The organism is Tunturiibacter psychrotolerans, assembly GCF_051013365.1.
Lineage (GTDB): Bacteria > Acidobacteriota > Terriglobia > Terriglobales > Acidobacteriaceae > Edaphobacter > Edaphobacter psychrotolerans_A.
This window is the reverse complement of record NZ_CP132941.1, coordinates 913,294-927,988: the sequence shown is the minus strand read 5'-3', so window position 1 is coordinate 927,988 and position 14,695 is coordinate 913,294. Positions and strand designations below refer to the sequence as shown.

Sequence of the window (14,695 nt, the reverse complement as noted above, 5' to 3'; positions counted from 1 at the left end):
ACTTTAATTGGTTCTGCGGCATCCAAGCCCTGCAAGTAGGTAACTCAGCGTTTTATCAACTGTGTCTACCTGTCCCCTTAGACGCGCGGATGTGTTCCGGGGTAACGAACTAGATATCTACGAAGGGGCTGGAGTCGATCCATGAATACGGCCATCGAAGTACCCACTGTGTGGAATCGGCTTGCCGAAGTGATGAATCTCAGGGATTCGCCTACAGAGGAGGTGTGGCTTTCCGAACGCGCCTCGTTCCGGTTTGGAAGGCTTCGGAGCAGCAAGGGGCTTCCAGAAGTTGCGAGTCCGGTCGTTGGTGAGCGTGGCCATATCGTTGTGTTGCAACTGGAAGCAATTTCTTTTATCGAGCAGTTTCTTGGCAAGAAGATGGTATCGAGCGGCTACTACCCAGCCGGAGCAGTTAATGCCATCAACTTACAAGAGGAACCATCTGTGTGGGTCCCACATCCGTTCGATGCGTTGATCCTGTATGTCACGCAAGAGGCCCTGGATGAAGTTGCCTATGCCCATGGGGCGTCACGAGTGGAGCAATTAGTTTGGCCGCTTGGGAAATTTGATCCTGTGGTCCACCACCTGGGGAAGAGCTTCCTCGCTTCGTTGGAGCAACCCCTTCACGCTTCGAAGATTTTCCTCGACCATCTCTTGCACGCGTTGAACTGTCATCTTGTCTGCTCGTATGGCGGCGTGAGAATGGCGGCTGCGCGTTTTCGGGGTGGACTCTCTTCGCTGCAGATGCGGAGAGCAACGGAGTTATTGGAGGCTCATCTGGACGGCAAGATTGCTCTCCAGCAGGTTGCTGAAGCATGCGAATTATCAGTGAGTCACTTTGCGCGGGCCTTCAAACAAACCTTTCGCAGACCGCCTTATCGGTGGCTGACGGAACGCCGTGTGGATAGGGCCAGAGATCTTATGATGAACTCTCAATTGCCCATCGCCGACATCGCCATTCAGTGTGGATTTGCGGATCAGTCTGCCCTCAATCGCTCCTTCAAAAGAATCCACGGAGTAAGTCCCGGGATGTGGCGACGGGGGACGCACGCCTTCTCAGGTGGCGCGTGAAAATCCAATCGATCATGCGATCTGGCCCGCTGTTATGGCGGGTCTTTTCTTTGCCATCGTTCTCGAAATATCCAGCAGGAATGTCCCGCTTTTGATGGTTTTCGCCTAGATGCTTCCGACGTCCAAAACTACTCTCAGCTAGAACAGGGTAGCGGATGTGAGAATGGCCACAGAAATATGTGTTGTTCGCGTTCGCTCGTCCCGTACGGATTCTCAGAGAAACTTCGAGTCTTGCGTGGATCCCTCCGTTCATCAAGGAGAAAGACAAATGCACGTATTCAAGTTTGCTCGGAATGTGATGGCGACATGCGCCGCACTTCTCGCGATCATCGTTCCTGCCGCAAAGGCGACGGCACAGCCCACAACAGCGGTAAAAACCGTGCTCCTGATCCACGGTGCATGGGCGGACGGTTCGAGCTGGTCAAAGGTCATTCCATTGCTCGAGGCGAAGGGTCTGAGGGTCGTTGCTGTTCAGATTCCGCTGACATCATTCGCGGACGATGTTGCGGCAACGCTGCGAGCCATTGCTCTTGAGGATGGGCCGGTTCTGCTTGTTGGCCACTCGTACGGTGGGGCTGTGATCACTGAGGCGGGGAACGATCATAAGGTGGCCGGACTGGTGTATGTATCGGCTGTGGCTCCGGATGCTAAAGGTTCGCTTTTGGTCTCATCACCAGCGTTCCGACGCCTATCGGCTCAGAGCTGCGTCCTGACAAGAGTGGTTTTCTTAAACTGACTCCCAAGGGGATTGCTGAGGATTTCGCGCAAGACCTTTCGGCAAAGGAGATTGAGGTGCTGACCGCAACGCAGGTTCCGACCAGCGTCGCTGCGATGAAGGGAGAGATCACGACACCGGCGTGGAAGTCGAAGCCGTCGTGGTACATCGTTGCCGCAAATGACCGGGCAATTTCACCCGATCTTGAAGCCGCTCAAGCGAAGAAGATCGGCGCGACAACGACCACTGTCAGCTCCAGCCACGTCATTATGCTGGCTCAACCGTCGAAGGTCGCGGGTGTGATTTTTGACGCGGCATCCAAAGCAGGTTCGAAGTAAAGCCGCTGTAAATCTCTTCCTCTTCGAGGAAGGAATGGGACGCGATCTGTCATACCTCCTTGCGTGAGGGTGTGGCAGATCGCTTGTTTTTGCTTATTTCTAGCGAGACTTTGAGCGCTTGCCTCTGCTGACGGGTGATTTTTTTGCAGCGCGTTTTCTGATTGGCTTCTTTTTGCTGCCTTTGGATTTGGCGGAGGTGGCCGACGAAGGGTTTACGACAGTGATGAGCTTTGTGCCGATGGGAGAGCCGAGGCCGGTGCAAGCGTCCCAACCGGGGCCGGCGGTAAAGCCTGTGGGAGAGCCGGAGTAGTTGGTGCCGGAGGTGATGTCGTTGAAGGCGGCCTTGCCTTTGGCGGCGTAGATGGCGGGTTGGAGGAAGCCGGCGGAGGTTCCGTTCTGCGCGTTGGCGACGGCGATGAGGCCGGCCCAGAGAGGAGCGACGGCGCTGGTGCCGCCGATCACCATGTTTTTGCCGTCGACGCGGATGATGTAGCCGGTGGAGGGGTCGGCGTCGCCGGAGACGTCGGGGACACCGCGGCCACCTGCGGAGTTGGTGGGGGCGGGGACGTTGGAGTTTGCCTGCCAGGTGGGGAGCGGGAAGAAGTTGCTGACGCCGCCGCCGGTTGCGCCTTCATTGTTGGTGAGCTCGTTCCAGACAACCTCGGAGCTGATGGAGGAGCCGCTGGCTAAGAGTTTAGTTCCACCGCAGGCGAGGACGTGGGGGCTGGAGGCGGGGAAGTCGACGTGGTTTTGGCCGTCGGTGACGCCGTCGGTGGAGCCGTTGTCTCCGGCGGCGACGGTGATGGTGATGCCGAGTGCGGCGGCGGATTGGCAGGCGGCGTCGAGTGCGTTGAGCGATTGCGTGGTCCAGCTGGATTCGGGGCCGCCCCAGCTGATGGAGATGACGCTGGGTTTGTTGGTGGTGTCGTGGACGGCGGTGGCGATGGCGTCGATGAAACCTTGATCGGTGTTGGGGGTGAAGTAGACGACGATGTTGGCGCCAGGGGCGACGGCGGCGGCGACTTCGATGTCGAGCATGACTTCGCCGTCGGCGCTGTTGGCGTTGCTGGGGCTGTTTTTGCCGCCGTCGACGGAGACGGTGGTGACCTTGGGGGCTTTCTGGCCGAGGGATTTGAAGTAGGTGGTGAGGTCGGTGGTTTTGTAGCCGCCGCCTAGCTCGATGATGCCGATGGTTTGGCCTGCGGCCGAGGCGTTTGCGGGGAACTGGTAGAGCTGCGCGATCTGGATGGGCGAGAAGGAGGTGTTGGCGCCGCTGGCGTGGGGATGGGCGAAGCCTCCGGCCTGGGCGATGTTGGCGGTGATGTCACCGGCTTCGCCTGCGATGCGAAAGTGGGGCTGGGCTTGCGGGCGGTTGTCGAGACCGAGGACGGCTTCGACGGGGCCCACGAGCTCGCTGGGGAGAGTGATGCTTCCTTCGCGGACACGGTAGGTGGTGCCATCGTGAGTTTTGTGGACGAGGGTGACGCCGAAGGCCTTCTGCATGGCGGCGATGGTGCCGGAGAGCTTGACGGTGCGGCGCTCCGGGCCGGGGGTGTCGGGGGCGACGGTGAGGCCAAACTCCTTGGCGAAGGTGCGGACTAGCTTTACTGCGGCGGCGTCGGCGCCATGATTTTTTCTGTATTCGGCATGCGTGAGGCGCTGTTTGCCGAGGCGGTTGGCGGCCTTGAGTGGGGTCTTGCGGCGGACGACGACCGAGACGGTGATCTTCGTGCCGGAGGGCGCGGGCTTTTCCCCGGCGGTTTGAACGAAGGCAGATTTTTCGCTGCCGGGAAGGACGGTGCGAGGGGAGGCTGAGATGTGAGGAGCGGACTTCTTTTTCGTAGCCATGAATGTGGTCCTCTAAATTTGGGGATGAATTCGTATGAGGGGCCGGTGAGTTGAGCGAGATTCGCGAAGACCCATACTATGCCAGAGTCGTTTGAAGAAGGAAGCGGAGTAAGACAAATATTCGCGACTCTTGCAGGGATAGTGCGTGAGCGCGGGAGAGCGTATCGTGTGGCTTGTGCCGAGTGAAAAGCGAACTATGGATCCCCTTCGGGTTACAACCAAAAGGGCAAACAACAGCAACCGCAGATCCCTTCGGGATGACAACCAAAAGGACAAACAACAGCACGGTTCCAGCAGATCCCCTTCGGGATGACAACCAAAAGGACAAACAACAGCAACGGTTCCAGCAGATCCCCTTCGGGGTGACAACTAAAAGGACAAACAACGGCAACGGTATGCTCGCTCCGAATGACCTAGAAGTGGCGCAGGGGTTCGGAGGTTGTGGCGGTTTTGTAGTCGGGGTCGCCGGGGATGGGGTCGAGGTTGGAGCGGAGATCGGCGCTGCGTTCGAGAGAGCGGCTGACGATGTCGCGGGAGCCTAGACCGACGGCGAGAGCGAGGGTGAGGACGATGCCGCCGAAGAGGATTCCGAAGGCGAGCTCGACGACGGCGCCGCCGATCTGGAGGTGGTCGAGGACCATGGCGGCGGTGAGGACCAGGACGAGCCACTTGATGCCGAGTGAGAGGAAGCGGGCGTACTGGAGCTTTGCGTTGACGGCGCCGATGAGGACGGAGCGCTCGAGGAAGCGCGCGATGAGAGTGCCGGCGATGAGGAGAAGGACGGCTCCGATGGAGTGGGTGAGGTAGGGAAGGACGAAGAGGGAGATTTGAGACTCGCCGGGGAAGGCGGCGTCGAATGCGGAGATGCCGATGAAACAGCCGATGGCGACGCAGCCCCAGAAGACGACACGGGCGAGCAGCGCGGTCGGGCTGTGGGCGGGGGACCAGTCGGAGATGGTGGCTGAAGAGTTGCGGGCGAGGCGCTCGTCGAACTTGGCGGCGGTAAGGCTGCGGCGGAGAAGCGCGGCGAGGCCCATGCCGATGGCGGTCATGACGACGAGCGCGAGCAGAAGGGCGATAAGGGCCGGGAGAAAGCTCGCCAGTTTATAGAGGACCTGTTGAGCGGATTGGCGGAGTGCCTGTTCGACTTGTTGCCACATGAGAGGGTCTCCTTACGGGTTGCTGGCCTGTTAGTTTGCCGCTTGATTTCCATCTGATTTTTATGGATTGAAGCGGTCTGGCCAGCGCCAGCGTGATACGAGATACGGTTTGTCGGCTTCAAAGGCGAGGGCAAGATCCTGGATGTGTTTTTCCGGCGCCGTGCCAGTGCTGATGAGGGTGAGATGGGAGGCGACCCAGGCGAGATAGAGGGGCGTGAGCGCTCCGAGAAGGTGACCGCGGTTGATGGTGCGCAGGCGGTAGGCGAGGACGAAGTCGTAGACGATGCGAGCCCAGAGGTTGTCGGGCATGCGGAAGTTCTCGGGCTGCATGACGGAGAGCTTTTTGAGGCCGAGGAGCGAGTTGGGCGGCAGGACGAGGGACCAGATCTCGTGGAGGTTGGAGTAGGCGAGGCGGAAGGCTTCGAGCATGGGTGCGGTGTCGGGCGGCTCGGAGACTGTGACGGTTTGGGGAAGGCTGGGTGCTGGCTGGGTGCCGCGGGCGCGCTGCCAGAAGGAGGCTTTGGCGTCGATGTCGGAGAAGAAGGAGCCGGTGATGAGGGCGAGCAGGCTGTTGAGATCTCGGGTGCTGGGTTGCGGGATGGTGCGTGGGGTGATCTCCACCTCGGCGATGGTGAAGTTGGCGGATCCGGCTTCGGCGAGAGGCCAGAGGAAGGAGTCATCCTGCGAGGTGGCGGTGAAACGCTGTGCCGTGGCGGCGAGACGTCCGGCCATGCGGAGGGAGAGGCCGAGGTCGATGGCAAGAGGAAAGCGGGGGCGCGTGCCGAAGAGGGCGCGGGTGACGGGGTAGAGGATTGCGGAGTTGACGAGGCCTTCGCGGGGGCCAAGATCGTAGTGGGCGACGGAGAGGTCGGAGGTGAGGGCGGATTTCGCGAGGGCACGGATGGCTTCGGGGTGAAGGGACTGACACTCGGCGCCGAGGAGGAGGCAGGTGGCGGCCTTGTTTTCCTGCGCGAGTTTGTAGGTGTTGAGGTAGTCGGCGGCGGTGAGGACCCAGGGGGTGGCGGAGACTGCAGTCGGTGTGTAGGGGATGAGGCGGAGAGGACTGCCGGAGGAGAGCTGAGGGGCGGCGTCCGGTGTGGCGACCAGGACGGTGTCGTTGGGAAACGCGAGGGCGAGGTTGGCGAGCGTGGCATCGAAGGCTTCCTGCGGGAGGGAGCCCAGGCTGATGAGCAGGCTGCTGGTCGCGTTTGGCGCGTTCACTGCGTTCGAACTAGGGTCGATATTTGTCTGGGCGGAGGCCATCGTGCGATCTGGACTTTCTCGGTTCGGTTAGCGGCGGCTCAGATTCAGGCTTCTCTGGTTTCGGGATGCTCAGTGCAGATGCGTGCTGCCGTGAGTGTACTGCCGATTTTCAGGGGATGCGAGCGGACGGGACCTGACTTCAGGAAAATCGGGTGGCTTCGTTGTCAAACGGCGATATTTTTGTGGCATGTTTTCTGCGTGTCCCTAAGTTCGTGGTTTTGCGCATCCTATATCTCAACTGCTCCATAGACAGATGCGTTATGTGGCGTATGTGGTTGCTGGCGTTGTAAATACCTGTGGAAGCCGGAGGCGTTTGTGGCAGAGCCGAAGAAGAAAGAGACTGGGCCGTTGCAGGGTTCTTTACATGGATCCAAGATTGAAGACTACTGCATGATTGGGGACTGCGAGACGGCTGCACTGGTGTCGAAAGAGGGATCGATCGACTGGCTGTGCTGGCCCACGTTTTCCTCGGCTGCGTGTTTCGCAGCGCTGCTGGGCACGCGGGATCATGGTTTTTGGAAGATTGCGCCGAAGGGCAAGGTGAAGGCGATCCGCCGGAAGTATGTGGGGCATACGTTGATTGTGGAGACGACGTTTGAGACACGAGAGGGAGAGGTCTGCCTGATTGACTTTATGCCGCCGCGTGAGAAGCACTCGCACGTCGTGAGGATGGTGCGTGGCATTCGCGGGCGGGTGGCGATGCAGATGGATCTTGCGATTCGGTTTGATTATGGACGGACGACTCCGTGGGTTACGGGCACCGACGATGGGATCCGCGCGATCGCGGGTATGGACATGATTACGTTGAGGACGAAGGCGAAGTTGCGTGGAGAAGGGATGACCACGCGAAGTGACTTTACGGTGCGTAAAGGCCAGACGATGACCTTTACGCTGACGGGTTCGTCGTCTCTTGAGAAGGCTCCGCCTGAGCTCTCGGTAGAAAAGGCGTATGCGGAGACGGAGAGGTTCTGGACTAAGTGGAGCAAGAGGAACGCGTATACGGGACCCTATGTGGAGGCGGTGGAACGTTCTCTGATCACGCTGAAGGCGATGACGTATAAGCCGTCGGGAGGAATTGTGGCGGCGGTGACGACGTCGCTGCCGGAGAAGATTGGCGGGCCGCGGAACTGGGACTATCGCTATTGCTGGCTGCGGGATACTGCTTTTACTTTGCTGATTCTGATGCAGGCCAACTATATGGAAGAGGCGGTGGAGTGGCGCAAGTGGTTGCTGCGCGCGATTGCAGGGGCTCCCGATCAGGTGCAGACGATCTATGGAATTTGCGGTGAGCGGCAGTTGGTGGAGTGGGAAGCAGATTGGCTGCCAGGTTATGAAGGTTCGAGACCGGTTCGGATCGGGAACGCTGCGGTGGATCAGTTTCAACTGGATGTGTTTGGCGAGGTGTCGTCGGCGCTGTCGCGAATTCCGCAGGCCGAGGACGAGATTCGTGTTTCGGCGAGTTCGATGCAGGCTTCGTTGACCGATCATCTGTGCAAGATGTGGGAGTATCCGGATGAAGGGATATGGGAGACGCGCGGTGGGGCGCAGCATTTTACCCACTCGAAGGTGATGGCGTGGGTGGCGCTCGACCGGGCGATTCGGCACCATGAGCAGTTTGACGGGAAGGGAGATGTGAAGCGATGGAGAAAGAATCGCGAGATGTTGCACAGGGAGATTTGCAGGAAGGGATTCGATAAAAAGCTGAATAGTTTTGTTCAGTCGTATGGGTCGAAGCAACTGGATGCTTCGTGCCTGCGGATTGGACTGGTGGGATTTTTGCCGATGGACGATCCGCGGATTATTGGTACGGTGGAGGCGATCGAGAAGCGGCTGATGAAGAATGGCTTCGTCGAACGCTACGATACGAAGAAGAGTAAGGACGGGCTGCCTGGGACTGAGGGAGCGTTTCTGGCGTGCAGCTTCTGGCTGGTTACGAATCTGTGGTTGATTGGCCGGAAGGAAGATGCGAAGGCGATGTTTGAGCGGCTGCTTGCGCTGCGCAATGATGTTGGTTTGTTGTCGGAGGAGTACGATCCAATTGGACGGCGAATGGTGGGGAATTTTCCTCAGGCGTTATCGCATATTGCATTGATTCACTCGGCGTTTGCGATGTCGGGTTTGTGGACGCCGATGGGGAACGCGAAGGCTGAGGCTGGGCGGCGGCGTAAGACTTAGGCGAACCAACCGTGAGGTACGTACGCGCTCGCGCTTCTATCGTGACTCAGGTCAACATTTGCGAGCGTTTTGCTGACGCCCCGAATGCAACCTACGAGAGTCTTCGCGTCTCTAAGAATAGACCTGGACTTTTTATGTTGGTATCGATGTAAGACCTCCTGCCTTGTTTCCTGAACGCTATTTCTGAACGGTTGATGAATGCTACGAATTCCAGGTTCTACTTATAGACTGCAACTTCATAAAGACTTTACCTTCGACGATGCGGTGCGGATCGCCGACTATTTGCATGAGCTCGGCATCTCGCATGTTTATTGCTCTCCGTATCTGCAGGCAGCGCCGGGAAGCATGCATGGTTATGACGTGGTCAACCATCAGAAGGTGAACGAGGAGTTGGGTGGTGCGGAGGCGCACAACCGGTTTTGCAAAAAGCTGGGGGAAGCCGGCCTGGGGCAGGTGCTGGACATCGTGCCGAACCATATGTCGCTGGGCAAGGAGAACCAGTTCTGGTGGGATGTGCTCGAGAATGGGACGTCGAGCCGGTATGCTTCGTTCTTCGATATCGATTGGCAGCCGCAGGAGGAGCGCCTACGGGATAAGGTGCTGGTGCCGATCCTTGGGGATCAGTATGGGCGGGTGTTGCAGGCGGGCGGGATCAAGGTGGTGCGGCGCGGCGTCAAGTTTCAGGTGGAGTGTTCGGAGCAGTCGCTGCCGGTGTCGCCTCCGTCGCTGCCGGTGATTTTGGGTAAGGCGGCGGAGTATGCGAAGTCGGATACGATGAGTTTTCTGGCGGCTTCGTTTGGTCGCTTGCCGGCGCCAGAGTATGTGGATCGGCGGACGATTCTGGCACGTAATCGCGATAAAGTTGTGCTCTTCGATCTGCTGCAGCGGCTGTGCGCGGAGGAGCCGGAGATTTTAGGGGCGATGGACCGGTCAATGGCGGAGTTGAATGAGAATCTGGATGCGCTGGATGATTTCTTGAATCAGCAGAATTATCGCTTGGCGTATTGGAAGACTGCGGATCAACAGTTGAGCTATCGCCGGTTCTTTGATGTGAATACGTTGATTGGGCTGCGCGTGGAGCGGGAGTATGTGTTTGAAGAGACGCATGCGCTGCTGCTGGATTGGTTGAAGCGCGGGGTTCTGGATGGGTTGCGGGTGGATCATCCGGATGGGTTGCGTGATCCGATGGAGTACTTCAAACGACTGCGGGAGCGCGCTCCGGATGCGTGGGTGATTGGGGAAAAAATTCTTGAGCCGGGCGAGTTTCTGCGTGAGAGCTGGCCGATTCAGGGGACCAGCGGGTACGACTTTCTGAATGTTGCAGCAGGCGTGCTGGTGGCGCCTGAGGGCTTGATGGAGTTGACCTCGATCTACAGCGGTTTTACGGAGCAGCCTACGGACTTTCACGAGATTGCCCATGAGAAGAAGATCAGTGTGTCGCAGGAGGCGCTGGGCAGCGATGTGAATCGGTTGACGTCGATCTTTGTGGAGATATGCGAGGCGAATCGCGACCGACGCGACTACACGAGAGCGGAGGTGAGGCGCGCGATTCGTGAGTTGGCAGCGTGCTTTTCGATCTATCGGACGTATGTGGTGCCGGAGCGCGAGGAGATTACCGGGGAAGATCGCGAGTACATTTCGCAGGCGACAGAGTGCGCGAAGGAGAATCGCCAGGATATCGATGCAGGGCTCTTTGATTTTTTGCGCGATGTGCTGACGATGGCGTTTAAGGGGAAGCTGGAGAGTGAGTTTCTGATGCGCTTTCAGCAGTTCACCGGGCCGGTGATGGCGAAGGGTGTGGAGGATACGGCGTTTTACTGCTTCAACCGGCTGACGGGGATGAATGAGGTGGGCAGCGATCCGGGGCGCAATGGGTTGAGCATTGAGGAGTTTCATTCGTACTGCAGGAAGATGCAGGAGACGCATCCTCTGACGATGACGACGCTGTCGACGCACGATACCAAGCGCAGCGATGATGTGAGGGCGCGGTTGGCGGTGCTGTCGGAGATTCCGGGAAAGTTTGGTGAGGCGATACGGCGCTGGTCGCGAATGAATAATGCATTTCGGGCAAGAAAGCCCTCGGTGGAACCGCTACCGGATCGCAATACGGAGTACTTCTATTACCAGACTTTGATTGGCGCATGGCCGCTGCCGATGGATCGTGCGAAGGCCTACATGACGAAGGCGATGCGTGAGGCGAAGCAGCAGACGACGTGGGTGGCGAACAATAAGGAGTTTGAAGACGCGCTGAATCTGTTTATTGAATTTACGTATAGCTATGCGCCGTTTCAGCGGGAGCTGCAGCAGTTTGTTGAGAAGATTCTGGAGGCGGGGCGTGTGAATTCGCTGGCGCAGACACTGCTGAAATACACTGCGCCGGGTGTACCGGATCTTTACCAGGGGACGGAGTTGTGGGATCTGAGCCTGGTCGATCCCGACAACAGGCGGCCTGTGGACTATGCGCTTCGGCAGCGGTTGCTGGAGGAGTTGAAGCTGATGACTGGGGACGATGCGCCGGCGAAGGTGTTGGCCAAGGCCGATGAAGGGTTGCCGAAGATGTGGACGATTCATAAGGCGCTTCAACTGAGACGAGAGAGGCCGGCATCGTTTGGTGCGGAGGCAGACTACGTTCCGTTGATGGTGGATGGAGCGAAGCACGATCACGTGATTGCGTATCTGAGAGGTGAGGATGTTGTGACGGTGGTGCCGCGGCTGACGCTGAAGTTGGGTGGAGCGTGGAAGGATACATCGGTAACGCTTCCGGAAGGGCGATGGAGAAATCGTATGACGGGAGCGAACATTGAAGGTGGTGAGGTCGCGGTGAAGGATTTGCTCAAGGATTTTCCGGTGGCGCTTCTGGCGCGCGAGGACGTGGGGGAGAAGGCTGATGCAAGAGTTTAAAGTTTGGGCGCCGAGTGCTCAGAAGATTGGTGTGAAGATTGGCGATGCGACGTATCCGATGAGCGGGCCGGATGAGCATGGATGGTGGACGGCTTCAGTGGAGCAGGCGGGACCGGGAACGGACTATGGATTCGTGTTGGGGGATGATCCGAAGGCGTGGCCCGATCCGAGGTCGGAGTGGCAGCCTGATGGAGTGCACGGACTGTCGCGTTTGTATGACCAGACGACGTTTGCGTGGAGCGATCGCGGCTGGGATGCGATGGCGCTTGCGCGCGCTGTGATTTATGAACTGCACGTTGGAACGTTTACACCGCAGGGGACGTTCGATTCGGCGATTGAGCGGCTGGAGTATCTGGTCGAGCTTGGCATCACGCATGTGGAACTGATGCCGGTGGCTGCGTTTCCAGGTGGCTACGGATGGGGATATGACGGGGCCTCGTTGTTTGCGGTGACAGAACAGTATGGCGGGTCGGATGGATTGAAGCGGCTGGTGGATGCTTGCCATGTGCGTGGGCTCGCTGTGCTGCTGGACGTGGTTTATAACCACTTTGGACCTGTGGGGAACTACTCCGGCAAATACGGGCCGTACATCACGGAGAGGCATCACACTCCGTGGGGCGGCGCCATCAACTTTGAAGGCGAAGGAAGCGATGAGGTGCGGCGGTTCTTCTGCGACAACGCGTTGATGTGGATGAGGGACTATCACATCGATGGTCTGCGGCTGGATGCGGTGCATGAGTATATCGACCGGTCGGCGGTGCATTTTATGGAGCAGCTGTCTTCCGAGGTGAAGACGTTGTCGAAGGAGTTGGGAAGGCGGCTGGTGCTGATCGCCGAAAGCGATCTGAATGATCCCAGAGTTGTTATGCCTGCGAAAGACGGCGGCTATGGCATGGATGCGCAGTGGAGCGACGATTTTCATCATGCGCTGTTTACGGTGCTTTCGTCGGAGGGAGAAGGGAAGGGGTACTACTCGGATTTCGGCACGTTCGAGAAGCTCGCGAAGGCGTTGACGAAGAACTTTGCGCAGGATGGCAGCTATTCGAAGTATCGAAGACGCTCGCATGGGCGGCCGGCCGATGATCTGTCGCCGCATCATTTTCTTGGGTACATTCAGAATCACGACCAGGTAGGAAATCGAGCGGTTGGCGACAGGGTGGATCAGACTGTGGGGATAGACCTTGCGAAGGTGGCGGCCGCGCTTGTGTTTACGGCGCCGTTTATCCCGATGATCTTTCAGGGGGAGGAGTTCGCGGCTTCGACACCGTTTCTATACTTCGCGGACCATGAAGATCCGGAGATGGCGAAGGCGGTAAAAAATGGCAGGCGGAGCGAGTTTGCTGCGTTTGGGTGGGACCCGGAGGAGATTCCTGATCCGGAAGATGTTGAGACGTTTCGGCGTTCGAAGCTGAAATGGGATGAGATTTACGAGGGACGCCATGAAGAGATGCTGGACTGGTATCGCAGGCTGATTGAATTGCGGCGTGGGTCTGTGTCGTTGAACGATGGATCGCCGGGGCACGTGAAGGTCAGGTTCGATGAGCGGGGGCGGTTGCTTGTGATGGAGCGCGGGGCGATGGCGGTGATGTGCAACTTTGGGTCGCAGTTGGCGGAGCTTGCTCATCCACGTGATCTTCCTTTGCTGTTTGCTTCGCGGCCAGGAGTCGAGATCATAGAGGGCTCGGTCATTTTGCCTGCGGAGAGTGTGGCGATTTTATCGGGGGAGCAAAGCCGTCTGGGCTCTTAGCTTTTTTGATGAGTTCGGCGGCGCGAGGGTAACCCGTCGGGCCCATTTTGATTCTCTCGGAACTTAAGCAGTGGGCGCAGGAGTGTAAAGCGTTTAGCATGGGGCGGTGGGGTTGAATCGGTTTGCTCGAGATTCATCCTTCTTCAAGGCAAAGCTTCTCGTTCCCAGGGAAACTTTTGCGTTGCTGGCTCGTCTTCCTTAGTGAATGGCGACTTGGATGAGTAAATTCCAAGCGACCGACGAGAACGTGACGTATTCCGCTAGAGGAAGTGAGCATGTTTAAGATCACTCAGTTTTTTGGGGCGGCGGTATTGGGTGCCGTGATTTCCCCGATGGTGGCATTGTTTGCCTGTTGCGGTGTCTCGGTGGCGCAGACTTCAACGGCTTCCGCACCTGCCGCTGCACGTCAGATCGGCACCGTGAAGGCGGTGGCGGGAGGTAGTCTGACTCTGACGACCGATGCGGGGCAGGAGGTTGTTGTCAGCGTGGCGGATGGCGCGCGGGTTCTGCAACTGGCTCCGGGGGGTACCGATTTAAAGACGGCACGGGCGATTGGTCTGGCGGATATCGCGGTAGGGGATCGTGTGCTGGTGAGTGGTAAGGCGGGTGATGGCGCGGGGTTTACGGCGTCGCGCGTGATTCTGATGAAGTCTTCGGATATTGCGCAGAAGCACGAAGCGGAGCAGGGAGACTGGCAGAAGCGCGGGACTGGCGGCATCGTGAACTCAGTGGATGCTGGCAGCGGCGCGATTACGGTGTCGGTCGGCGCGAAGAAGCTGGTTGTGAATACGTCGAGTACGACGAAATTTCGGCGATATGCGGGCGACTCGGTGAAGTTTGAAGATGCGAAGCCGGGAACGCTGGCGCAGATACAGGTGGGAGATCAACTGCGGGTGAGGGGCGCGAAGTCTGACGATGGATCGTCGATTCAGGCCGAGGAGATTGTCAGTGGGTCGTTTAAAAATGTGGCGGGGCTGATCTCGTCGATTGACGCGGCCAAGGGGACGGTGACGCTGAAGGATCTGGCTACGAAGAAGACGGTGACGGTTGTGATTACTGATAACTCGAATCTGAAGGCGCTGCCGCCGCAGGCTGCGGCGAGATTTGCGGCGCGGGCGAAGGGCGGGGCCTCGGGCGCGGGTGGCGAGTCACACGCTGCGGGCCAGCCCGGTGGTTCGTCTGCGGAAGGAACAGGTGGTTCAGGTCAGTCTGCTCGTGCGGATCTGTCTCAACTGGTGAGCCGGCTGCCGAACCAGACGGTTGCCGATCTGAAGACGGGAGATGCGGTGATGATCGTCGCGTCGCAGCCGGATTCGACCAGCAGCATGATTACCTGTGTGACGCTGCTGTCTGGAGTGGAGCCAATTCTTGCAGCGACGCCCAGTGGGGGGCCAGCGTTGACGCTGTCTCCGTGGAGCCTTGGTGGAGGTGACTCCGGCGCGCAGTAGCCGGAGTCCGTGGTGGAACAATAAAAGTT

Annotated in this window: 10 protein-coding genes; 7 read left to right on the top strand and 3 right to left on the bottom strand. The window is 58.6% G+C overall.

Going from position 1 to position 14,695, the window contains the following annotated elements; all coding sequences use genetic code 11:
• Positions 1-141 precede the first annotated feature (141 nt).
• The 3 genes from RBB76_RS03680 to RBB76_RS03670 all read left to right on the top strand — a co-directional run bounded on the left by RBB76_RS03680 (position 142) and on the right by RBB76_RS03670 (position 2,124).
• The gene (locus RBB76_RS03680) at positions 142-1,071 is read left to right on the top strand and encodes a helix-turn-helix domain-containing protein (RefSeq protein WP_429628753.1); all 930 of its coding nucleotides are present in this window, start codon (positions 142-144) and stop codon (positions 1,069-1,071) included.
• 268 nt (positions 1,072-1,339) lie between these two features.
• The gene (locus tag RBB76_RS03675) at positions 1,340-1,807 is read left to right on the top strand and encodes an alpha/beta fold hydrolase (protein ID WP_429628754.1); all 468 of its coding nucleotides are present in this window, start codon (positions 1,340-1,342) and stop codon (positions 1,805-1,807) included.
• Positions 1,741-2,124, top strand: a complete 384-nt coding sequence (locus RBB76_RS03670) for an alpha/beta fold hydrolase (protein ID WP_433963557.1) — start codon at positions 1,741-1,743, stop codon at positions 2,122-2,124. The genes RBB76_RS03675 and RBB76_RS03670 overlap by 67 nt, the downstream gene beginning before the upstream one ends.
• Positions 2,125-2,223: 99 nt before the next feature.
• Here RBB76_RS03670 and RBB76_RS03665 read toward each other — a convergent pair whose 3' ends face one another.
• From RBB76_RS03665 to RBB76_RS03655, 3 genes are all read right to left on the bottom strand, one after another.
• On the bottom strand, positions 2,224-3,972 hold the full coding sequence (locus tag RBB76_RS03665) for a S53 family peptidase (RefSeq protein WP_429628755.1): 1,749 nt from the start codon (positions 3,970-3,972) through the stop codon (positions 2,224-2,226).
• Between the two features lie 413 nt (positions 3,973-4,385).
• Positions 4,386-5,132 carry a hypothetical protein gene (locus tag RBB76_RS03660; protein WP_429628756.1) on the bottom strand — a complete coding sequence of 249 codons (747 nt, stop codon included), beginning with the start codon at positions 5,130-5,132 and terminating at the stop codon, positions 4,386-4,388.
• A 60-nt stretch (positions 5,133-5,192) separates the two neighbouring features.
• Positions 5,193-6,395 (bottom strand): hypothetical protein, encoded by a 1,203-nt coding sequence (locus tag RBB76_RS03655; RefSeq protein ID WP_429628757.1) that lies wholly within the window; start codon positions 6,393-6,395, stop codon positions 5,193-5,195.
• A 390-nt stretch (positions 6,396-6,785) separates the two neighbouring features.
• On the opposite strand from RBB76_RS03655, the gene RBB76_RS03650 reads away from it, so the two are divergent.
• The 4 genes from RBB76_RS03650 (at position 6,786) to RBB76_RS03635 (ending at position 14,666) form a co-directional block, all read left to right on the top strand.
• Positions 6,786-8,570 (top strand): glycoside hydrolase family 15 protein, encoded by a 1,785-nt coding sequence (locus tag RBB76_RS03650; RefSeq protein ID WP_429628914.1) that lies wholly within the window; start codon positions 6,786-6,788, stop codon positions 8,568-8,570.
• Between the two features lie 198 nt (positions 8,571-8,768).
• Entirely contained in the window at positions 8,769-11,471 is a 2,703-nt protein-coding gene (gene treY, locus RBB76_RS03645) for a malto-oligosyltrehalose synthase (RefSeq protein ID WP_429628758.1), read from the top strand.
• The gene (gene treZ, locus RBB76_RS03640) at positions 11,458-13,218 is read left to right on the top strand and encodes a malto-oligosyltrehalose trehalohydrolase (protein WP_429628760.1); all 1,761 of its coding nucleotides are present in this window, start codon (positions 11,458-11,460) and stop codon (positions 13,216-13,218) included. The genes treY and treZ overlap by 14 nt, the downstream gene beginning before the upstream one ends.
• Before the next feature lie 275 nt (positions 13,219-13,493).
• Entirely contained in the window at positions 13,494-14,666 is a 1,173-nt protein-coding gene (locus RBB76_RS03635) for a DUF5666 domain-containing protein (RefSeq protein WP_429628761.1), read from the top strand.
• Positions 14,667-14,695: the final 29 nt, after the last annotated feature.